Below are 22237 nucleotides of genomic sequence, written 5' to 3'. Positions count from 1 at the left end.
CCTTAAATTGCGTATTTAATATTGAATGACACGAAATCACGGTCAGCTAATGCATTGGTAGTACCGATACCACCCCAAAATGCATTGTAAGAAGCCGTTGCCGACCATCTGCTCAAATAATCAAAGGTAAATGATATATTTGCAGATTTTCTGTCTTCTAAAAATAAGAAAAGTGGATCCGGAGTCGTTCCATTCACATCATGAGAAAAAGTTGCTCTAGTGCGAAGGTTAATTCCTGCGAATACGTTATTGTAATCTGCTACAGCCAGTAATCGGTAACCCCAAGCGCCGGCAGTACCGAAGGGATTGGTTTCAGGGCCATCAGATAGACCAGTGTGCAAACCGGCTCTGTTGCTAATAATGTCACCGCTAGCATTCCGCACCGGCTCTAACGATGGTGTGCGCGAAGTACCAGGAGCATTTAAACGAATAACGTCAGGGTCTGGCATGTCTAACACTTTGACGTAACCAGCTTCACCCAACAATATGAAGTTATCCGCACCAAATCTCGGGCCGAAAACATGAGAAGCAGTCATTTGTGCTTGCCAAGTATCACTTAATAAGAAACCTTCCGCTGTTTGACCCGGGCCAACGTTGCGACCGATATTGTTCAACTGAGAGATTCCAGCTAAATCTGGGCGTAAGCCAGCATTAGCGAGCTGCTCTGGCATACCTGTGTACAGAAGTTCGACATCATCTATCTGCAAAGGTTCATCCACCCTATATGCGATCTCCCCAGCTAACGCTGTCTCGCCAACGTTAGTGTTGAAACTCACGCCATAAAGCTTGATATCTTCAGGATAATCAAACTCTGATTTGGTAAATGCATTTAGTCTAGTTAAATTATCACGCGTGATACCTTCGCCAGCGATCAGGGCTAAGTCTTGCTGTATAGCCTCAGCGCTAAAGTCTGACGTAATACCAGCGACCAATGGTCGTTGACTGTGGTAATTGATATGTACAAAACTGAACTCAGTCTCGTTCAGCTCTTCGGCAAACCAAGTTAATTTTACCCCGTACTGCCCTTGGTCGTCCGCTTCATTGTGCGCCGCGTCACTTGGAGCACGCACAGCCACTTTGGTAGGATACGCTAGGTATGCTTGGCCAATAAGAGCAGGATCAGCACCTTGTCTTAAGGCGGCGCCTAAATTGTTAAGCTCTGAAATAAGGGTCGCTGAGTCAATGTCAGGGTTGCCGGTAAAGCCAAGCTGAATGTTATTATAAGAACCACCCTCACCTGCAAAGTCATTGCCAGCAAAATAGCTTCCTGCCACCGGTAACAATGAACGCTCATACTCATACTGGTAATACGCAGCTAAGCTCACCGTGTCTGTCAGACCTATCGAGCCAAACAACATACCCACGGGAATGAATACTTCTTTTAATTCTGCGCCAGGTGCTCTGGCACGAGTTACGTCTACAGGGTTTGTAGTATTGATACCATGCTGTATAAAGGTACTTTCACCCCAGCTCACCACCTGGTCGCCCAAGCGAAGTGTTACAGGCATCTCGCCAATATAGAAATCGGCATAAACAAAAGCGTCTAACATACGGAAATCGCTACATAACTCATCGCTTGCTTGTGAGTCACGGCAAGGGTCATATATGTCGCCATTGATTGGGTTTGCGTATGCTCTTTCGTTATCGCTATTTTCGAAATCATAGAAGTAAAATCCGCGAGCAAAGAAACCGAAGTCGCCGTAGTTAACGTCTAATTCATGTAAGCCAACAAATTGAGTCGAAAATGCATCACCTTTATCATAGTTAAGGTTACCCAAATCGCCGTTAGTAGAGTAAGCACCGTCTGTAAGGGCCCAAACATCGGCAGACGGATAAATAACGTTAGTCGCTGCGTTATAACCAGTCCAATCCAGTCCTGGTTGGTTACTATGGCCAATTAAATTAAAATCCCGATCTTCTGTTCTAATGCTAGTAGCGAGCGTAAAATTTGAATCGAAGGTGATCGATAAATCGCCAAAATTCCAATCAGCAGCAAAAGCGCTTTGTGAAGAGGTAGCCATCAAAGCAGCTATTCCTGCTGCTAAAGTTGACTTTTTAAATGCGCGAGGCTTGTTTGTCATGTTCCTACATTCTCCCGAAGTATCGTTTACACGATATTTTTCTAGTAATACGTAAACTATTAACAAAATGATTACATCATTTCACTGCAATCGCAAGAACAAATCGTACCAGTTGAGCAATAAAGCTACATTTAATTGAAAAGATTGTTCAAATTGCACCAAATTCACTCTGTAGAGCGTGTGAAACTTTGTATTTTGTTATCTTTATTAACAGTTAAGCAGAAATTTCCCTTAATGCCAGTCGGTTCTACAAATGGCCGCAAGCTATTGCAAGGAATTTGTACTCGCTCGCCTGTTCTAGCTGTCAAAACTATTGTTCTTATTGCTGCGTCATACAAGTTTTCACACTCTACATAAGACAACTGTATAGAAAAATAATATTTTTTCATTGTTCTAGTTTATTAAGTCAACAAACTCTTACTGACTTTTTCAAATAAGTCTTTACTTAACGATTTATTAGCCATTAACCGTTCGAGTTGACGCTTCATTAAGTCGTCATGTTCCTTCGAATATTGCTTCCTTTGAATTAAAGGCGTTACCAATCGAGAGGCTACTTGAGGATTAATTTCGTCGAGTTCCAATAAATAGTCAGCTAAATAACGATAGCCGCTGCCGTCCTTCGCATGGAAGCCCTGTGTGTTGTAATAGGCGAAACTCCCCACCAAGGACCTAACCTTATTTGGATTTTTAATGTTAAATTGCTTATGACCTGCAAGAAGTTGCAGTCGCGCAAGGCAATCATCCTTTGGCGCAGAAGCATGCAACGCAAACCATTTATCCATAACTACTGAATTGTTACCATACTCTTCTTCAAAGCGCTGCATTAAGCGTTCGAAAAGCCCAGATTCAAGAATCTGCGCCGCTTTAATTGACCCTAGCTTATCCGTCATGTTGTCGGCGATTTCATAACGCTGTGCAATGAGTGAAGCAAGCTGATCATTTTTGCTGCTCGCTAACAACAGTAATATGGCATTTGCTAGCCGACGTTGGTTAACTTGCCTTTTGTTGTACTCATAAGGCACATTGACATTATTTTTCTCATAAGCAGATAACAAAAACTCATACATACTGTTGGATAAGGTAAGTAAAAACTCCTCTCTAGCACGATTTAAGAGCAGAGGGTCGGGCTTAGAAAATTTTTGCAATAAGCTCTCTACGCTAGGTACGCTGAGTAATTCATTGCATAATTCGTGATTATCAAGGCTCCGTAGAATGGCGGATTGAAACTCACTCAACACAAGCTCTTCGTCATGCTCATTAGGTTCCGACGAGTACCTTTTCCGAATTAGATTAACGTACAATTGTTGGGCGGCATCCCACCTAGAATAGTCGCTCGATGCGTGATTAATAATGACCAGTAATTCACGATTTGTATAATCGTAATCAAGCTGCACTGGCGCGGAAAAGTCACTTAATAAAACAGGCACATAATCGTTGGTAGTGAGCTCCAAGCTAGCTTTGCTTTTATCTAAAACGAAGGTGTTGTTGGTAAGCCCCAAGTCTAGAGGTAAGCCGTCAGTGCCAATACATTCCATCTTAATGGGAATATAAAGCGCTGTTTTCTCTTTTTGGTCCGCCGTTGGTGCTGTGTATTGCGAAAACTCAAGACAATGAGTTTTCTTCACCTTAACCTGAGGGGTGCCCGACTGTGAATACCAACGCTTGAAATGGCTCAGGTCAATGTCATTTGCATCTTGCATGGCATTGACGAAATCATCGCAAGTAACCGCTTGGCCATCGTGACGTAAAAAATAAAGATCCATGCCCTTTCGAAAGCCTTGCTCAGACAACAATGTGTGCAACATCCTTATGACCTCAGCACCTTTGTCATAAACGGTAACTGTATAGAAATTATTCATTTCCATGACTTCATCAGGGCGAATAGGATGACTCATAGGCCCAGCATCTTCTGCAAACTGATGCTCCCTCATTACTTTCACTTGACTAATTCTGGTCGCTAATGAACTAAACATATCTGCAGAGAACTGTTGGTCACGAAAAACTGTCAAGCCTTCCTTTAGACTTAACTGAAACCAATCTCGACAGGTAACGCGATTCCCTGTCCAATTATGAAAATATTCGTGTCCAATGATTGCTTCTATATTAAAAAAGTCATCATCGGTAGCACTCGAGGCGTCGGCCAACACATATTTGCTGTTAAATACATTCAACCCTTTATTTTCCATCGCCCCCATATTGAAAAAGTCGACCGCTACGATCATGTAAGTATTGAGGTCGTATTCGAGGCCAAAGGTATCTTCGTCCCATTTCATTGACTTTTTGAGAGATGATAGAGCGTGATAACCCTGCGATGCTTTGCCTTTGTCTACAAATAGCTCTAAGCTGACTTCCTTCCCCGACATGGTAATATATTTATCCGTTAACTTGTCGAAGTCACCTGCAACAAGCGCAAACAGATAACAAGGTTTAGGGTGTGGATCATGCCAAGTTACTGTACGAATATTCCCCTCAGACGCACTTCGAATGAGGTCGCCATTGCTAAGAATATGAGGAAAACGGTCACGATTGGCACTTATCGTAACAGTATAAATCGATAATATATCGGGTCGGTCGGGGAAATAGGTGATTTTCCTAAACCCTTCGGCTTCACATTGTGTGCAATAGGCTTCATTACTGAGGTAAAGGCCCTCGAGTGATGCGTTTTCACTAGGATTTATGCAATTTTCGATATCCAGTTCAAAGCGCTCTAAGCCCTTTAATGCAGAACCATGAATCACTAATGCATCGTCGCCCAGATGATAGTTCTGGCACTCTTTGCCATTCAATTTAAGCGTCGAGAGCGTTAAAGCATTGCCGTCCAATACGAAGTCAGCGCCATCTTGAGTGTCTTGGTTTACTGAGCACGACAGTCGAGAATGAACTTTAGTATTGTTAGGATCTAGTGCGATATCAAGTTTAATCGCATCGACTAAATAAGAAGGAGCTCGATACTCGCTGCGTTTTTTACTTAATGCTTTCGTCACGCTTAGACCTCAGTATTGATTATCTTCACCTTTGGCGGTTCGAGACGAAGAATTTTAATACCCAAAAATGCATATATCACTGCTAACACTGGATTGATTAAATTGAAAAAGGCATAAAACAGGTAATCGAGGACAGACACACCCAATACGCCGGACATGTATGCCCCACAGGTATTCCAGGGGATAAGAGGCGACGTTAGTGTCCCCCCATCCTCTAAACTTCGAGAAAGGTTAAGTTGATGAAGCCCACGTTTTTCAAACTCTTCTTTATACATGCGCCCTGGCATTACAATGCTGATATATTGGTCGGCTGTGATCAGGTTGGTGCCGATACAAGTGAGTATGGTTCTTGTAATCATATCGCCCGCACTAGTCGCACCTTTTAAAAAGGCCGACACAGCAGCCTTTAGCAAACCGACTTTTTCTAAGACCGCACCAAAACTCATTGCGCAAATAATCAACCAGACGGTATTTAGCATGCTCGACATACCACCTCTACTTAACAACTTATCAAGGCTTGCATCACCAGTTTCGAAACTAACACCATCGAAGAGAGCAGTCCATACGACCATCAGATTTTGTACAAACTCGGCCTTGTCATTATCCAACATTGAAGCAACTAACTCACCCTGAAAAAGTAGTGCCCACACACCGCCAGTTAGGGCTCCAATGGCAATTGCCGGAAATGCAGGCATTTTTCGAATCGCTAAGGTTAATAGCAACACTAACGGAATTAACAGATACCAGCCTAAATCGAACTGGCTAGCAAGGGTGTTTTGCATTGTTTCGATACTGCTTGAAACCTGACTAACATCTTCACTAAAACCCAAAATGACGAATAAAACTAAGCTGATGATAAAGCTAGGGATAGTTGTCCATAACATATATTTAATATGTTCAAACAAGTCAGTTCCGGCTATAGCGGGGGCTAGGTTGGTAGTTTCAGACAATGGCGATAGCTTATCTCCGAAGTACGCGCCTGATACTACAGCCCCTGCTGTTATCGCTAAGGACATTTCCATGCCAGTCGCCACCCCAATCAATGCCACACCTACCGTTGCTGCGGTAGTCCATGAACTGCCAATACTCATGGCCACAACTGCACATATTAGGGAAGCCGCAGCATAAAAGAAGCTTGGATTGAGTAAGCTTAAGCCATAATAGATAAGCGTTGGCACTGTACCCGAGAGCATCCAAGTTCCAATCAGTGAGCCAACAACGAAGAGGATCATGCAAGCCCCTAAAGACATCGAAATACCTTTAACTAGACCTGCTTCGATAGCCTTCCATGAGTATCCGTTTTTTAAGCCGATAATCGCGGCTGCTCCCATGGCGAGTAAAAGCGCTATTTGGTTTGGTCCGTAGGAGGAATCTTCACCGTATAGATATACTGCGCTGCCCATGAAAATAACAAGCATGACAATGGGAATAAGTGCGTCGATTAACGATGGTGATGTTGGCTCGCGCTCAGTGCTTGGGGATGGTGATGATGACATTATACTTCCTTATACTAACGACTTTACGAACATCGATACAATAATGACCGGACATACAAAACGTACATACCAAGGCCATAACTTCCAAAACAAGCCTTGCTCAGCCTGCTCATTCCCATTTTTCAATTCCGCTAAGATATCATTACGACGCCAAACCCAACCTGCAAATATGCACAACGCAAAGCCTAACAAAGGCTGACTATATTCTGTTGTAAGGGTGATAACCAGTCCAAATAAAGCATCATAATTATAAACGATAACGCCAGAGATGAGCATCACGCTGAGGGTAAGAACAAGAGAAGCTTTGTTACGCGTAAACCCTTTGTTGTCAACTAAGTACGATACGGGTACTTCCAACATGGATATCGAGGAGGTTAATGCCGCGATAACCATCAATGCAAAAAACGCAGTAGCGACCAGGTAGCCGACCACCTCAATGGTCTTGAACAGCTCTGGCAATACATTAAATATTAGACTGTCGCCTTGGATGAGTGCCCCACTTTCAGTGAAAATCTGCACACCATTGTTAGCAGCAACATACATGGCTGGAATAATCAACATGCCTGCAATCACTGCAACACCAATATCTACTAAAGCCACGGAAGCGCCTAGTTTAGGCAAGTTCTCTTCTTTTCTAATATAAGAACCATACACCAACATCGTTCCGACACCTAAAGACATCGAGAAGAAGGCTTGACCCATTGCATCTATCAACAAACCTGGGTCGAGAACTCTTGAGAAATCAGGAACTAAATACGCTTTCCAACCTTCCATAGCGCCATCTTGGAAACTCACATAAATAATAAGTATAACGATAATAATGAATAAGGTCGGCATTAAGCGAACCGACCACCTCTCTATACCGCCACTTACGCCCCCGCTCACGACTATGCCAGTTAGGGCAAGGAAAACTATCATAAAACACAGATTGCGCAATTCCGAGAAAGTGGTTAACCACGGCAAATTTAGCCCAAGCATGTTAGTGGCAGCATCAATGAAAAAAGCGATCATCCAACCGGCTACAATGCTATAAAAAGCGAGAATAAACACTACTGTTGTAAGGCCTATACTACCCGTTATCTTGCCAGCTAACTGAGATACAGGTGAAGAAGAAAGGCTACCTAGGGCATCAATCATATTGGCTCGTTTTGCGCGACCAATAATTAACTCAGCCATTAACACCGGATATGCCAACAAGAAGGCCATTACTAGATACATAAGAACAAATGCGGCGCCGCCATTCTCGGCAACTTTTGTTGGAAAGCCCCAAATATTACCCAAGCCTACAGCTGAACCAGCAGCTGCCAAAACAAACCCTATTCGCGAGGAAAACTCACCGCGTGCACTCATAACTACCTCATTTTTTTATTATTATCGAGTCTTCTGACCCTGTTGGTATAGTTGTTACAGTTTCGTTTCTTGTCTATTAACTAATAAAGGCAGCGCTAGGCTGCCTCAGGTCAAAGCATAAATTTTACGAACTTTTGCTATTGAGAGCGTATCTACCCGTGCTGATCATGTCAAAAGTGATATTTGCCGCCTCAGCAAGAAAAGGGTCAATTTCGCTTAACTCGTCGGGCAAATCATCGTCTAAACTTGCCACTTTGTCGAAGCCCATGCGCTCAAGACGCTCATTAATGCGTCGTAATCTTAATTCGTCGTTACTTTTCTTGTCTTCAAGCCTTTCAGACTCAACCAGAGAAATATAATTTTTATCTTTATTTTCATTATATTCCGCAATATCTTCAAAAATATAGGCGAATTCTGGATCTTTAAGCGCTCTTGCATTGTGTTTTGCCGTTAACACATCAATCAGACCATCGTACATGTCTAATTCAGTGTAATTTGCCTTTCTAATGCTATCGTAAGGTAACGCATTTTCCGCCTTGCTCTCTCCCCATTCTGCAGGATCGATCGGCGATGGATATTGAATGTCGGGGGTAACACCTTTGTATTGGGTACTGCCGCCGCTTATCCGATAAAATTTAGCGATAGTAAATTGAATAGCACCAAATTTATCTTTGTCAAAGTCGTACAAGCGGTTCAGCCCTCTATGTTGCTGAACAGTACCTTTACCAAAGGTTTGCTCACCGACAATGATCGCTCTATTATAGTCTTGCATTGCTGCAGCAAAAATTTCACTTGCTGAAGCGCTGTAGCGGTCAACCATTACGGTAAGTGGTCCAGCGTAATGCACAACACCGTCAGTATCGCGGTCGACATTAATTCTGCCGTTTTCATAACGCACCTGAACTACTGGGCCCTTGTCAATAAAAAGACCACTAAGATAGATAGATTCTGGTAGTGATCCGCCGCCATTCCCTCGCAGATCAACAATAACCCCTTGGACGTTTTCGGCTTTGAGCTTATCGAGTTCTTTTTTCACATCAACATGAAGATTATGATAAAAACTCGGGATCTCGATAACCCCCAGCTTCTGCCCTGCGTTAGGACCACCCTGAGGAATGTAAATTTCTGATTTTGCGGCGCGATCTTCTAGTTTTACTTTATCTCGGGTAATGGTTACCTCAGCGTAATTTTTTCCTTCACCAGCTCCCTTGAGGATCTGTAAGCGAACAATGCTGCCTTTAGGGCCTTTGATAAGCTCAACAACGTCATCCAAACGCCAACCAACAACATCGACAAAATCCTCATCGTCTTGTGCAACGGCGACTATTTTATCTTCAGGTTTGACTTGTTCAGATTTATCTGCCGGCCCGCCTGCAACAAGACTCACAATAGTTGTATAGTCTTCCTCTGAGCGGAGCACAGCGCCAATGCCTTCAAGCGACAAATTCATTTCCATTTGGAAACGGTCAGAACCCCTTGGACTGAGGTAACTAGTATGCGCTTCAATGCTTCTTGCGAAACTGTTCATGACAGTTTGAAATACATCCTCGCTTTTCGTTTGACTCAAACGTTTAATAGCGCGCGCATAGCGCTTACTCAACATTTCTTGTGTTTCTTCCCAAGACTTGTCAGCCATTTTTAGGTTTAATGCGTCATATTTAACTCTTTGACGCCATATTTCGTTGAGTTCTTCTTGGCTTTCGGGCCAACTCTCATCTTCCCTATCGTAAAAATATTTGTCACCCGCTTTATCGAACTTGAATTCATTGTCTAGCAAGCTCAGGGCATATCTAAAGCGCTCCGCACGACGCTCCAAATTTAACTTGTAGATCTCATAAGCGACCTCTAGATCCCCTTTTCTCAAGGCATCATCAAAGTTATTTTCGAATTCTTTATACTTTTCTATATCACTGGCGTAGAAGAAGCTTTTGTTTGAGTCAAGGGAGCGTATATAGCGGTCAAATATCTTCTGTGATAAAGCGTTGTCGATTTCAATCTTTTTATAATGTGAACGAGTGAAGGTTTCGGTAATGCGCTTGGCAGATTTAGTATGCTGAAGCTCTTGCTTGAGGTCAGGAATAGATGCCGTCGAATCAGTACTCTTGCTCAATGCTGCCAGTGCGACTGCCTCAGCAGTAGCTTTGGCTGCCTCGTCTAAGGAGTCGACTTCAGCAGTATTGACTAATGCAAGTGCGGCACCCGATAGGAACACGCCTGTGACGGCAGCCCAAATTACACTGCGCTTGAACGACTTACCTAAACTCTTCTGCATATGTTCTACCTTTTACTTGTTATAACTAGCCTTTCAGCAACAATTGACGAGGCCTAAACTCCTTGCACCATCTAAAGTGCTAGTCGTAATTGCGCCTTCTGCACTTTGACTGTCATACCAGAATTAAGTTGCACGTGAATACCATCTTTGGCCACTTCAGTGATTGTTGCAGGCATTGGTGTGCTGCCTACCTTAACTGATACAAGTACGCCGACTTTTAGATCATCTTCAAGCAACTCTCTAACTTTAACTTTAGGAGCTGCAGGTTTTGGACGTTTGTCAGCTCTTAGTTTATCCTTGGAGCTAGGCTTAGTTGAGGATTTTCCGGGTATATTCGCACGGTTTTTATAACTTTTCTTTTCTTGGCTTTGTTTTTTAAGTTCTTGACGTTTTTCAGCAGCCTTCGACTTACTTTCTTTGAGCTGAGCTGCCGCATGTTCGGCATGCTCCAACTCAACTGCGTCGCCATCAACGCCATCGAGATCGACTCTGAAAGCACCAGCCTTGATAGAAGCTAAATACTTCCAACTGCTGGTGTAGTGTCTTAGTGACATTCTCAGTAGTCTCTTGCTTAAACGAGCGTCACCTTCTAAACGTTGTGATAGGTCATGAAAAATGCCTATTTTTAGTGGTTTTGCTTCGCCTTCAAGCGAAAAGCACTTCGGAAACTCTTTAACAAGAAAGGCAAGAACCTCTTTGCTATTTGCTAATTTTTGTTGTTCTTCCATTAAATTACTTCGTGTTCACTAATGTTTATGATTCTTCAGAATCGTCCCAAGTTGATAATAGATGATCTACCCAATCAACCAAATCGTCAACCTCAATATCTAATAAATACCGATCTTGATGCCAATGTTCCCATGTTTTCGACAAAATATTGTTAATTCTGTCGGTTTCTTCATCTTCTTCTATACGATCAAAAACCATGTGAAGAATGAGGTTTAATTTATCCGAGGCCTCTTCACTGTCATCGTGAATATCTTCCATGTCTTCAGGTGTGCTCAATAGTGTATGAATATCTACAAATTGCTTCATGGCCGAACCTCAGTATGTCTATTTTATCAAGTTCTACTAGAAAGGGTTTTATTGAAGAGTAGCAGTCAAGGCCTTAGCTATTGCTTCCAAGCCAATTTTGTCACTGTTTGTAAAACGTTCGTACAATGGACTATCAACGTCGAGAACCCCAAGCAATTTATGCTCAGCAGAGAAAACCGGAACCACAATCTCTGAGTTGGACGCAGCGTCACAGGCAATGTGGCCGTCAAACTCGTGAACATTGTCTACTACAAAGGTTCTTTCTTCCAATGCAGCACTTCCACATACTCCCTTACCCATTGGAATTCGAATACAAGCTGGTTGCCCCTGAAATGGACCTAACACTAACTGGTCCTCTTTAAATAAGTAAAAACCAGCCCAGTTGATATCTTTCAAACCGTTAAATAATACGGCTGAGATATTGGCCATATTTGCAATTACATCCGTTTCACCTGTTATCAGTGCAACAATTTGCGCATGCATTTCTTTATATTGTTTATCACGTTGCTCATCTGTCATTTGAGACAAAAACCCTATAGATGCTCTAATGTTAATCACACCATACTAACACTTTCAATCATGTTGAGATAAGAGAGAAAAACACTAAACGCGGAAATAAACAGTAATTTAGACCTAAAAGTTGTTTCGTTTTGTTTCCGTAGATGAAAACGCCTACAAAACAGTCTACTTCCTCTAATGCAAGCTAAGCGAAGAACCAATAACTTACTGCAATTGCCGTTAATATCCCTGCGCCATCGGCTGCTAAACAACACCCAACCGCATAGCGACTGTGCTTAATTCCAACAGCGCCAAGATAAACAGCTAATACGTAAAAAGTCGTTTCTGTACTTCCCTGCATTACCGATGCAAGTCTGCCGGCAAATGAATCTGCCCCATGATGTTGCATTGTCTCTATCATAAGCGCTCTGGCACCGCTACCGCTGAGTGGTTTCATCAGTGCATTTGGAATAGCATCAACAAAACGAGTATCAAAACCGACCGCAGAAACGACATATGAAATCCCCTGCATCACCATTTCAAGCAGCCCACTGGCTCGCAGCATGCCAATCGCGAACAGCATAGCTAACAGAAAGGGGATTATAGTGATTGCAACTTCAAAGCCCTGCTTGGCACCATCAACAAATAAATCATAGGTATTGTGCTTCTTTCGATAACCCGCAACGAGCACAACGACAATAAACAAGAGCAATAAAAAATTTGCGATCAGTGAAGATTGCTCGGCCAATTGCGCCGCAGCTAAGCTCGAAAAATATAAAATTACAGCTGCTAGAAAACTAAATACCCCAACCAAATAGGTGATAACAACCTTATTGAAGAGATTGACGCGTTGCACGGCACAGGTAACAAATAAGCCCACCAACGTTGAGGCGCTTGTTGCTAGCAAGATGGGAATAAATACATCGGTAGGTTGCGCTGCTCCTTGTTCGGCCCGATACAAAAATACGGCAATCGGAAACAGAGTGACCGAAGAAGTATTGAGCACAAGAAACAATATTTGAGCATTAGTTAGGGTATCTTTGACAGGCGCTAAGCTTTGCATATCTTGCATCGCTTTGATGCCAAAAGGTGTTGCAGCATTATCTAACCCAAGAACATTCGCCGACATATTCATGGTGATACTGCCCAATGCAGGATGATTCCTAGGTATACCTGGCATTATGCGACACAGTAAAGGAGCCAGTACTTTGGAAAATTTATCAATTAAACCTGCATTTTCAGCTACTTTGAAGATACCCAACCAAAAAGCCAGCAGCCCAATTAAGCCAATCGCAATGTCGACACTTGTTTTGGCCATCGATACAACCGCATTCATAACATCTTCAAATGCACCGAGATCGCCTGTAACACCAACTTTCACACAGGTTGCTAAAAATGCACTTATGATAAAAAAGAGCCAAATTCGATGAAGCATAATATTCCTTTAAGTCAGTCCAGAGCTATAGTTTGGCTAATCAAACATCTAAGGTAGGTAGTTTGTTATAGTTTTAGCTTGGTGGCTAGTTTAACTTAATGAGATTTAATAAGCTGTGGATAAGATGTTAATTTACCCTGTATAGCTTGTGTATATAAAATATCACTAAGCAATTGTAATTTATAGCAATTAACTATTGAAAAGCACTCTCATCCCTTGTATCTTATTGATGTTATTTAAAAATAATTGAGAAATCTGTTTATTATTTATGCAAATGTGATCTATTATGGTGATCCGTTGAAATTTGTATCACACTTCTCCCTGATATGATGTTGTGCCAAAGGTACGTTTATTCTTCAGGTTAAGTAGCACAGCAACAGTGCTTAAACAAAGCAAACCGTATACTGAACTTTAGCTAGTGTTAAGTTCGAAACAGACCCGAAGATTGTATCAACGGTAAAGTTAGCGCAAGGCTCAGTAATGAGCCATTCCCCTAAGCCTGGAACTTATGTTCCGGGCCTTTTTATTTTAGCCCGACAAAAATCAGAGTGTCTGCTCTTTAAGGTCCTTTGCAAAGCGTTTAGCGTTTTTTTGATAGTGTGCCGCAGATTCTTCTAGCATTATTGCTTTGTCAGATGGCAACTGCTTAACAACTTTAGCGGGAGAACCCATCACTACAGAGTAGTCTGGGATATTCATTCCCTCAGTTACCAATGCATTTGCACCAATAACACAATGATGGCCAATAGTTGCACCATTCAATACCACTGCATTGATACCAATAAGGCTGTAATCGCCTATTTTACAACCATGCAACATTACTTTGTGCCCGATAGTTACGCCTTTTCCCACGATAAGAGGGAAGCCATAATCGGTATGTAGTATCGATCCGTCTTGAACATTGCTTCCATCGCCAATTTCGATTAAGTCACAATCACCTCGCAACACCGCATTGAACCAGATGCTAGAAGCTTGTTTCAATACAACTTTTCCCATCACTTGAGCTCCTGGGGCAATATAAGTGCCGTCGGCAACTGAGACTTTGTCATCACCTAATTGATAAAGCATGCATACTCCTAAATGGTCATATTAGAAAAGTGAGTGTCTATTTCGTAGAAATCTGGCGCATCAGTCCTTCTTGCATCGTGCTGGCAACTAGACTGCCGCTTTGATCGAAGACTTTACCTTGAACCAATCCTCTAGCGGTGCCGCTAAATGGACTTTCCATCTCATACAATAACCAATCATCAAATTTAAATGGTTTATGAAACCACATCGCATGATCTATCGTGGCTAATCTGAGAGACTTGTCGTGAACAGCCAAGCCGTGTGGCTGCAATGAAGTGCTAAGGAAATGATAGTCAGATGCATAAGCGAGAGACGCTTGATGCATGCTCAGTGGAGAATCGTCGAGCGAATCTCGACTCTTCATCCAGATACACCGTTTCGGGTCGCGCTTTTCCGCAGTGTAGCCATTCGCAGAATCAACGGTGCGAATATCCACTGGTCGATGGTAACTCAAGGACTCTTTCATATGGTCAGAAAGCTTGTCGTAATTATCTTCATAAAAACGAATATCTTGTTGTACCTTATCTGGCGAAGCAACTTTTGGCATCTTGGCAAACTGATGAGACAAGCCATCTTCGGGCTTTTGAAAGGAGGCAGTCATGTCGAAAATAATACGACCATTTTGTATCGCCTTCACCCTTCTTGATGAAAAGCTTCGGCCATCTCGCACATTCTCAATATCATAAACAACCGGTTTTTTAGCATCACCAGGTAGCAGAAAGTAACTATGTAGACTATGAATCACATGCGTTGGCTCTACGGTTTGATATGCTGCCGCTATAGACTGCCCTAGCACTTGACCACCGTACAAAGCTCTAAAGCCTAGGTCCCAGCTCTGCCCGCGATAAAAACCGTCTTCAATTCTCTCAAGGTCGAGCAAATGCTCTAATTTAGCTTCCGACAAACTTACCTCGTCTTTGAAATATTTTACGAATATGACACAAGAGTAGCATTTGCTGACTCAAAGCTCATTATCCATCGCATATTTTTTGTTTAGGATTTCTAGGATAAAAACGTTGCTCCAAAGCCGCTTTGTGTTCAAAGAAGCGTGTATCTTTATACGGTAACTTCATAAAACCCGATATGCCGAGGCCATTGATTTCAGGTATAAGTTCAATAATGCCATTTAACAAGTCTTCAAATTCAGCCTGTTTGCTGTGATCGAGAAGAGTGTAATAGTTGTGGATCTTTAAATGTTTAGGTAAAGCCTCAAAGATAATACAGCCTGTGTGATGTATATCATTTAGCTTGGTCAATATGGACATTAATGAATTAGGCAGCTTGAGCAACTCATCTGGGTCGTCGCCATCCTCGAAATATGAGTGCATTCGGCTCTGGTCTTCAGACAAGGATATTTTACTTTTTTCATAAGGAATACCGAGTGCCGAAGAGGGCTTGAAAGGCATGTTGTCGTTTTGCCTTTCAACGTGAAGTGTATTTTTCGCGTTAAACATACAGCTTTTGAAAACACCTTTGCGTTTCATTGCACGAGCAAGATGAATTACATTATCAACGCTTCGGTCAAATGAGTATTGTCGACTAGGATCGAACAAGTTCAGACTAGAATCGACGTAAATACCTTCATCTTCCCAACGTATTGCAAGGCCACCTACAACCGGATATTTACCTAATCTACTCACTGCAGCGATAAAACCTTTTTCAGTTTCCCCCATTCCTTGCAAATAATTTTTGTAATACCTATCGAACTGGGCATCATCAATATAATTTAGTTCAGCCACGTTGCCTATATCTAGTTGCCTCAGATAGGACTTACGTGAACTGTAAACGACTGTTTCGATGTCTCTGCGCTCTTTGTATATCCATGTGGGAAGCAAGCAGAGCTCTTTACTTCTGCTTTCACTCAGGTTTTCGTCACAAAAAACCAAACGTTTGTAATGAGTATAGTTTTTCAATAGGTAATCGCCTGCTTCCTCTCGCCTTGCTGGCTCATCACTCATTAAGGCCTCAAGTACTGTTGCAAATTCTTGTGGTAAAGCTAATGAGCTTGGCGGTATTGCCTTTCTTCCATAGCGCGAGCTTTGCCCCGATGCTAAAGCGTAAATGGTACTCGCTAGCCCCTGCTCATCAAAACGTGGGCTAGACAATTTACCGTTTAGTTGATCATCACCTATAAAGTAAACATCACCGAGGCGCGCGTTTGTGCTTTGTAAATCAGATGACATTAAATCCATCACATTCGTGGTTATCGGCTGCCCTCTAGTATCTATCTGAGCAAATACACAAGAGCCCCAGTCTATTAAGCTGACTTCCTCCGTTTCGGCGCACCAGACTAGATTGGAGGGTTTGATATCGCCATGCACAATCGGTTTTAAATGACCATCGAAAACAAATGCCCTCAAGAAGGCTAATATTTCACAAAGCTGCACTGCTACTTTTATTACTAAACGAGCAGGCAAGGGCCCGTATTGCAGTGAATATTTCTCAAAATCGATACCCTTGGCACGTTCCATGACTAATACTGATTGTTTTTTTATTCTCTGGAATTCCAACAGGTCAGGCACATGCGGGTGTTTTACCAAAGCTTGCATAAAAGCCTCTTCTTCCAATCTATCCTGAATATGCTGAGGAAGCGTAACCCGAGAAAATTTAAATACGAGCTGATCACCATTTTTTGCAGTGCCTGCGAAGGCAAAACCAAATGCTCCTTTACCAATCATTTCAATATCAATGTATCCCAACTTTTCCAGTTGAGACACGCACAAGTTCACCCAATCTTTTAACTTCTTGGCGTCTTTGTGAGACAACAAATAGATAGACTGATCATCAGGTATATAAAAATGTTTGATGTCTTGTTGAGGCATAATTATCTCAGTAGCATTTAGGTCAACTTAATCCGTTTTTAACCAATTGATGATGACTTTAGGATGCTCATTGTTGCTCTGGTACTTCGCAATATTGGTAAAAGTTGCTAACGCTTGCGCCAGCTCTTCCTCTAACTTCCAAGGTGGATTAATCACTATCATCCCCGAGCCGTACATACCCACTTTTGTGCTGGCAGGGCTTGGTGCGAATTGTACATCTAAGATTGATTTGGCTGATAAAGCTGAACACTCCCGACGTAAGTCATCGCTAAGTGAGGCCTTCGGGTTTAATTCTTCTTGCTGTGTTGCCCTGCATATTCGTCTTGGAGACAGCAAGGGGTACCAAATTGCAAATACTCCTGTTGCCCATCGTCTTAACGCCTTTTCGATATTGAGAACAACTTTGTTATATTCACCTGCTTGTTCATAGGGCGGATCAATTAATACCAAACCACGTTTTGGTGTCGGCGGCATACTTGCCACTAATGCCTCGAACCCGTCTCTGTTTTGCACCTTAATGCCACATCCCTTGCAATTTTGTACAAGTTCAGAAAATGCTTGAGGATGGAGTTCGGTAGCAAAGCCTTTGTCGACTTCTCTCAATAAGGAGTCTGCCACAAGCGGTGAACCAGGGTATTCATGCTGCGCCATATAGCGAACACATAAATCACGGTAATAAGATAATGAAGGGCTTAAAATCTCTGATTGATTACTCTTGTAGCCATCAACTAAATGCTGGATGCCAGTTGAGGCTTCGTCATTGAGTTTTGCCGCATTACTTTGCAGGGAGTATTTGCCCTGCCCGGCATGCGTGTCCATATAGAATAGAGGCTTCGACTTAATCTGTTGCTTTTGTAGTATCGCGATTACAGTAAGGTGCTTTAGCACGTCAGCGTGGTTACCTGCGTGAAAAGCGTGAGAGTAGCTAAGCATAAATATCAAAAACCCCTAGTACGAAAAACCTGCACTTGAACAGTGCAGGTCTGCAATCGTGCTATGTTACATCGAAGCTGCGCAACAAGAAACGGCTTAGCTCAAATGCATTAACATTCTTTCAGGGTCTTTAAGATAACTCATCCACAAATTGTTGAAACGAACCATGCTGGCGCCGTCGATAACGCGATGATCACCTGACCAATTCACCATCATGATATTGTGCGCAGACACCTCTCCAAGTTCATTAAAGCGTGGAAGAGTTTGAGTTTTGCCAAGGGCAACAATCGCAACCTCTGGCTTATTAATAACTGGAGTTGCCGTTATTCCACCAATTGCACCAATGTTGGAAATGCTAATTGTTCCACCGCTTAGGTCGCTGTTTGATAACTTGCCTTCCCGAGCTGCATTAACAATGCGATCGCACTCTTTTGCAACATCAAACAAAGACAGTGATTCAACATTTTTAATGTTAGGCACTAATAAGCCAATCTTAGAATCAACAGCCATACCGATGTTGTGAGCACTAAGATAGTGTAGCTCGCTCGCGTCATTACTTAACCGAGAATTAATCACGGGGTACTCACGCAACGCTAGCGACAAGGCTTTAATAAAGAAAGGCATGAAACTAAGCTTAATACCCTGCTGTTCAAACTCGGGTTTGAGCTGTTTTCGAAGCGCAATGAGTTTATCCATATTGAGTTCATCAGAAACAGTGAAATGTGGAATAGTACTGACGCTTGCCACCATCTGCTTCGCCATTGCTGCTTTGATACCGCGCATGGGGATCACTTGCGAAACGTTATCTGAAACACTAGTTTGTTGGCTTTGGGTTTGAGCATTAGCCAGTTTTTGATCTTCAATGCCTTTCTCTGAATGTCGATTGTGTTCGACTTTTTGGGTGTTAAGCGACGATTTCGAATTCACAAAAGCTTCGATATCTTCTTTTAAGACTCGACCTTTCTTACCAGAGCCTTTTACATCGGAAATAGTGATTTTGTGTTCGCGCGCAACTCTTCTTACAGCAGGGCTTGCAAGTACCTTGGTACTTTTATTTGAGTCTAATTGTGCATCGCTAGCTTTCGTATAATCATCTTTCGCATTACTGTCGGTGGCAACATCAGATTCGGCCACTGCTGTGTCTTCATAATGACCACTCTCAATGGCAATTACCTGGTCAAATAACGGCGTATGAACTTGTGCTATATCGCCTTGCTGGTAATGAAGCGTAGTCACGCGACCACTGAATTTTGCAGGAATTTCAACAACGGCTTTGTCGGTCATGACCTCTACCACCACCTGATCCTCGACTATTTCATCTCCTTCATTTATACACCACTTAACAATCTCGCATTCGACGATACCTTCACCAATATCTGGCAAGATAAACGCTTCCGTTTTAGTCGAAGCGGCTGCCGGATTTTCAGTCATCTTGCCCCGCGGTGTTTCTTGTTGCTCACTGTCCTCATGCTGGCTACTTGTGTCGCCTTCTATTTCCATAGCGAAAAGTGGAGCATGCACCTTTGCTATGTCTCCTTCCTTATAATGAAGTCTCGTAACAATACCATTATGCATAGCGGGTATTTGCACTGTTGCTTTATCGGTCATAACCTCAGCCACGGGCTGGTCTTCGACAATAAGGTCACCTTCAGCAACTAACCACTCTAACAGTTCGCATTCAACGATACCCTCGCCTATATCGGGCAAAATAAAATCAGTCATCATTTGCCTCCTAAAAGTTCATACTACGTTTGATGGCTTCAAACGTTTTAAGGTGATCGGGCATGTATTCTTTTTCATGCGCAAGTGGATAAGGTGTATCTAATCCGCACACCCGTGAAATTGGTGATTCGAGGTATAAAAAACACCTCTCCTGCACTGTAGCCGCAATTTCACTTGCAAAACCGCCAGTTAACGGCGCTTCGTGGTTAATTAACAGTCGCCCAGTTTTACAAACAGACTCACACACCGCTTCTACGTCCCATGGCAAAATACTTTGCAAATCAATGAGCTCACAAGAAATGCCTATTTCGGCGGCCATTTTGGCTGCTTGTTGAATTATCTCAACTTGAGCACCCCATGCTAATAACGTAATGTCAGTCCCTTCTTGCACCATATCGGCTTTACCGAGCGCGAGCTCGTAGTCTTCTTCTGGCACATCTCCCACGGATGCTCTGTAGAGCTTTTTAGGCTCCATGAACAATACAGGGTTATCGTCACGAATTGAGGCGAGCAACAAGCCTTTTGCTTGATGCGGGTTCCGAGGAATCACTATTTTCATACCGGGTATATGCGCAAAGAAAGCCTCTGGTGACTGAGAGTGATACAGACCGCCAGCAATACCACCGCCGTATGGTGTTCTGATAGTGAGGGTACCTGTCGTAAACTGTCCGCCGGAACGATAACGCCATTTGGCCGTCTCGTTGACGATTTGGTCAAATGCAGGGAAAATGTAATCGCCAAATTGAATTTCAGCAACGGGGACGGAGCCCTGAGACGCTAAACCGTTGGCAAAGCCGATTATCCCTTGCTCAGTAAGCGGAGTATTAAAACAACGTCCTTTGCCAAATTTCTCTTGTAAGTTACTGGTGGCTCTGAATACACCACCAAAATGCCCAACATCCTCACCAAATACCATGACTTTCTCGTCATCGGTCATCGCGGTAATGAGCGCATTATTTATCGCTTGAAGTAGATTCATCTGCGCCATTATTTGATTCTCCCTGCTGTTTTAGGATAGTGCTCTGGGTATTGTTTTATATGCGATTTCAACGATTCAAGTTGTTCCTTCAAGTGCCATGGCGCTACATCATAAACATCCTCAATAATATCTTCGATTGGTGCGACATCTACTTTTTCCGCTGTTTTAACCGCCGCCAAAATCTCAGCTCGCGACTTATCTAAAAATGCCTCGCTGGCTTTTTCATCATACCAACCCTTGGCATCAAGCCATTTAATAAATCGATCCAGCGGATCTTTTGCTCGCCATTTTTCTTCTTCACTTTTAGAGCGATAGCCTGTTGGGTCATCCGACGTAGAGTGCGCTGCTAACCGATAAGTCATCGCCTCAATAAGCACAGGGCAATTCTCGGCAAGTGCTATTTCTCTGGCCATTTTAGTGGCCGCATAAACAGCTAAAACGTCATTCCCATCAACCCGTAGGGTTTTCACGCCGTAACCGATACCTCTTGAGGCAATACCATCGCCTTTAAATTGCTCCTCTGCGGGCGTCGATATGGCGTAGCCGTTATTTCTACAGAAAAATATTACCGGACAATTCAACACTGCCGCCATATTTACACCAGCATGAAAATCCCCCTCTGAAGCAGCACCTTCGCCGAAGTAAGATATCGTAACGGCTTCTTTGCCTGCCATTTTTTGCCCGTATGCAAAGCCCGCTGCTTGGGGTATTTGAGTACCCAAAGGTGATGACACCGTCATAAAGTTCAACTGCTTATCACCATAATGGATCGGCATTTGACGACCTTTATTAGGATCAAGTTGATTGCTGAACATTTGATTCATAAACTGTTCAGTGCTGTATCCACGATATGCTAATGCACCTTGTTCGCGGTACTGTGACATTATCATGTCGTCGTCCGACAAGGCCGCCGCACTTCCGATGGTCGACGCTTCCTCACCTGTGCAAGATAAATAAAAACTAATTCTTCCCTGACGTTGTGCGCCAACCATTCTCTCGTCTAGCAAGCGAATATATTGCATTGTTGATGCAATTTTTTTAGCGGTGTGCTCGTCTATATTTGGGCTTTGTTCTGGATTGGTCTCGGTTCCAGATTCATCAAGTAACTGAATCATTGGAATATCCAACAAACCGTTTTCTATCACTGCAAGTGTTGACACAACATTTACCTTAGAAAGGTGATTTCGATCCTGCATGGGTCACATCCATTATGGTTATGGTTAAGCGCTATATACTAATGAAGCTTGCATTGCTCTGTTTTGCTAAATATTTCAATAAAAGTCAGTGGAAAAAAACAATTACTCTAATTTTGCTGTGAAAATAGAACAATCATCCTATTTGTTAAAAATGTTAACATTTTGGGTGTTTTTACAGGGTGATATTCAAAGCCTTTTATAGCCTTACTTAGCGAGTTAATGTAAGTGTAGTTAGCAAAATCAATACATTTTCATAAAGATTATTAATACATAAACTGGTATAAAGTAATTTGGACTAAAGACATCCTTAAATATTTTAGGGAAAACGCTAGGCTCTGCCTTTCGTTTTGAGGGTGTCGCATTTAT

General features: G+C 42.7%; 17 protein-coding genes. All 17 read right to left on the bottom strand.

The window, feature by feature from the left end:
- Positions 1-2: 2 nt before the first annotated feature.
- The 17 genes from ISG33_RS05175 to ISG33_RS05095 all read right to left on the bottom strand — a co-directional run bounded on the left by ISG33_RS05175 (position 3) and on the right by ISG33_RS05095 (position 21871).
- Positions 3-2081 carry a DUF1302 domain-containing protein gene (locus ISG33_RS05175; protein WP_195732448.1) on the bottom strand — a complete coding sequence of 693 codons (2079 nt, stop codon included), beginning with the start codon at positions 2079-2081 and terminating at the stop codon, positions 3-5.
- A 164-nt stretch (positions 2082-2245) separates the two neighbouring features.
- A complete protein-coding gene (locus tag ISG33_RS17260) occupies positions 2246-2470 on the bottom strand; it encodes a DUF2835 family protein (RefSeq protein WP_195732447.1) in 225 nt (74 codons plus the stop codon).
- Between the two features lie 12 nt (positions 2471-2482).
- A complete protein-coding gene (pepN, locus tag ISG33_RS05165) occupies positions 2483-5065 on the bottom strand; it encodes an aminopeptidase N (RefSeq protein WP_195732446.1) in 2583 nt (860 codons plus the stop codon).
- 2 nt (positions 5066-5067) lie between these two features.
- Positions 5068-6561 carry a Na+/H+ antiporter NhaC gene (gene nhaC / locus ISG33_RS05160; RefSeq protein WP_195732445.1) on the bottom strand — a complete coding sequence of 498 codons (1494 nt, stop codon included), beginning with the start codon at positions 6559-6561 and terminating at the stop codon, positions 5068-5070.
- 9 nt (positions 6562-6570) lie between these two features.
- Complete coding sequence (locus ISG33_RS05155) at positions 6571-7911, bottom strand: sodium-dependent transporter (protein WP_195732444.1); 1341 nt, start codon at positions 7909-7911, stop codon at positions 6571-6573.
- Positions 7912-8035: 124 nt separating this feature from the next.
- Positions 8036-10183, bottom strand: a complete 2148-nt coding sequence (prc, locus tag ISG33_RS05150; protein WP_195732443.1) for a carboxy terminal-processing peptidase — start codon at positions 10181-10183, stop codon at positions 8036-8038.
- A gap of 71 nt (positions 10184-10254) precedes the next feature.
- Positions 10255-10911: an RNA chaperone ProQ gene (proQ, locus tag ISG33_RS05145; RefSeq protein ID WP_195732442.1), complete on the bottom strand. Its 657-nt coding sequence runs from the start codon at positions 10909-10911 to the stop codon at positions 10255-10257.
- A 25-nt stretch (positions 10912-10936) separates the two neighbouring features.
- On the bottom strand, positions 10937-11218 hold the full coding sequence (locus ISG33_RS05140; protein ID WP_195732441.1) for a hypothetical protein: 282 nt from the start codon (positions 11216-11218) through the stop codon (positions 10937-10939).
- 48 nt (positions 11219-11266) lie between these two features.
- Entirely contained in the window at positions 11267-11737 is a 471-nt protein-coding gene (locus ISG33_RS05135) for a free L-methionine (R)-S-oxide reductase MsrC (RefSeq protein ID WP_195732440.1), read from the bottom strand.
- A gap of 184 nt (positions 11738-11921) precedes the next feature.
- Positions 11922-13151, bottom strand: a complete 1230-nt coding sequence (locus tag ISG33_RS05130) for a nucleoside recognition domain-containing protein (RefSeq protein WP_195732439.1) — start codon at positions 13149-13151, stop codon at positions 11922-11924.
- A gap of 543 nt (positions 13152-13694) precedes the next feature.
- Positions 13695-14219 (bottom strand): gamma carbonic anhydrase family protein, encoded by a 525-nt coding sequence (locus ISG33_RS05125; RefSeq protein ID WP_195732438.1) that lies wholly within the window; start codon positions 14217-14219, stop codon positions 13695-13697.
- Positions 14220-14256: 37 nt separating this feature from the next.
- Positions 14257-15123, bottom strand: coding sequence for an acyl-CoA thioesterase II (gene tesB / locus ISG33_RS05120; RefSeq protein WP_195732437.1), 867 nt, complete (start codon positions 15121-15123; stop codon positions 14257-14259).
- Between the two features lie 67 nt (positions 15124-15190).
- Positions 15191-17041 (bottom strand): serine/threonine protein kinase, encoded by a 1851-nt coding sequence (locus tag ISG33_RS05115; protein WP_195732436.1) that lies wholly within the window; start codon positions 17039-17041, stop codon positions 15191-15193.
- Between the two features lie 27 nt (positions 17042-17068).
- A complete protein-coding gene (locus tag ISG33_RS05110) occupies positions 17069-17974 on the bottom strand; it encodes a 23S rRNA (adenine(2030)-N(6))-methyltransferase RlmJ (RefSeq protein WP_195732435.1) in 906 nt (301 codons plus the stop codon).
- A gap of 96 nt (positions 17975-18070) precedes the next feature.
- On the bottom strand, positions 18071-19699 hold the full coding sequence (locus tag ISG33_RS05105) for a dihydrolipoyllysine-residue acetyltransferase (RefSeq protein ID WP_195732434.1): 1629 nt from the start codon (positions 19697-19699) through the stop codon (positions 18071-18073).
- A gap of 7 nt (positions 19700-19706) precedes the next feature.
- Positions 19707-20684 (bottom strand): alpha-ketoacid dehydrogenase subunit beta, encoded by a 978-nt coding sequence (locus ISG33_RS05100; protein ID WP_195732433.1) that lies wholly within the window; start codon positions 20682-20684, stop codon positions 19707-19709.
- Complete coding sequence (locus ISG33_RS05095; RefSeq protein ID WP_195732432.1) at positions 20684-21871, bottom strand: thiamine pyrophosphate-dependent dehydrogenase E1 component subunit alpha; 1188 nt, start codon at positions 21869-21871, stop codon at positions 20684-20686. The genes ISG33_RS05100 and ISG33_RS05095 overlap by 1 nt, the downstream gene beginning before the upstream one ends.
- Positions 21872-22237 lie beyond the last annotated feature (366 nt).

The sequence above is a fragment of the Marinibium conchae genome (assembly GCF_015595035.1).
Lineage (GTDB): Bacteria > Pseudomonadota > Gammaproteobacteria > Enterobacterales > Alteromonadaceae > Glaciecola.
The sequence above is the reverse complement of the archived record's forward strand: the minus strand, read 5'-3'. Positions and strand labels throughout refer to the sequence as shown.

Excerpts from the sequence above, each read along its gene's own strand:
- ISG33_RS05155 (WP_195732444.1), bottom strand. The coding sequence starts at position 7,911 with ATGAGTGCACGCGGTGAGTTTTCCTCGCGAATAGGGTTTGTTTTGGCA.
- ISG33_RS05095 (WP_195732432.1), bottom strand. The coding sequence starts at position 21,871 with ATGCAGGATCGAAATCACCTTTCTAAGGTAAATGTTGTGTCAACACTT.
- ISG33_RS05135 (WP_195732440.1), bottom strand. The coding sequence starts at position 11,737 with ATGACAGATGAGCAACGTGATAAACAATATAAAGAAATGCATGCGCAA.
- prc (WP_195732443.1), bottom strand. The coding sequence starts at position 10,183 with ATGCAGAAGAGTTTAGGTAAGTCGTTCAAGCGCAGTGTAATTTGGGCT.
- ISG33_RS05105 (WP_195732434.1), bottom strand. The coding sequence starts at position 19,699 with ATGATGACTGATTTTATTTTGCCCGATATAGGCGAGGGTATCGTTGAA.
- ISG33_RS17260 (WP_195732447.1), bottom strand. The coding sequence starts at position 2,470 with ATGAAAAAATATTATTTTTCTATACAGTTGTCTTATGTAGAGTGTGAA.
- proQ (WP_195732442.1), bottom strand. The coding sequence starts at position 10,911 with ATGGAAGAACAACAAAAATTAGCAAATAGCAAAGAGGTTCTTGCCTTT.
- ISG33_RS05115 (WP_195732436.1), bottom strand. The coding sequence starts at position 17,041 with ATGCCTCAACAAGACATCAAACATTTTTATATACCTGATGATCAGTCT.
- ISG33_RS05140 (WP_195732441.1), bottom strand. The coding sequence starts at position 11,218 with ATGAAGCAATTTGTAGATATTCATACACTATTGAGCACACCTGAAGAC.
- ISG33_RS05175 (WP_195732448.1), bottom strand. The coding sequence starts at position 2,081 with ATGACAAACAAGCCTCGCGCATTTAAAAAGTCAACTTTAGCAGCAGGA.
- ISG33_RS05125 (WP_195732438.1), bottom strand. The coding sequence starts at position 14,219 with ATGCTTTATCAATTAGGTGATGACAAAGTCTCAGTTGCCGACGGCACT.
- ISG33_RS05100 (WP_195732433.1), bottom strand. The coding sequence starts at position 20,684 with ATGGCGCAGATGAATCTACTTCAAGCGATAAATAATGCGCTCATTACC.
- nhaC (WP_195732445.1), bottom strand. The coding sequence starts at position 6,561 with ATGTCATCATCACCATCCCCAAGCACTGAGCGCGAGCCAACATCACCA.
- ISG33_RS05110 (WP_195732435.1), bottom strand. The coding sequence starts at position 17,974 with ATGCTTAGCTACTCTCACGCTTTTCACGCAGGTAACCACGCTGACGTG.
- ISG33_RS05130 (WP_195732439.1), bottom strand. The coding sequence starts at position 13,151 with ATGCTTCATCGAATTTGGCTCTTTTTTATCATAAGTGCATTTTTAGCA.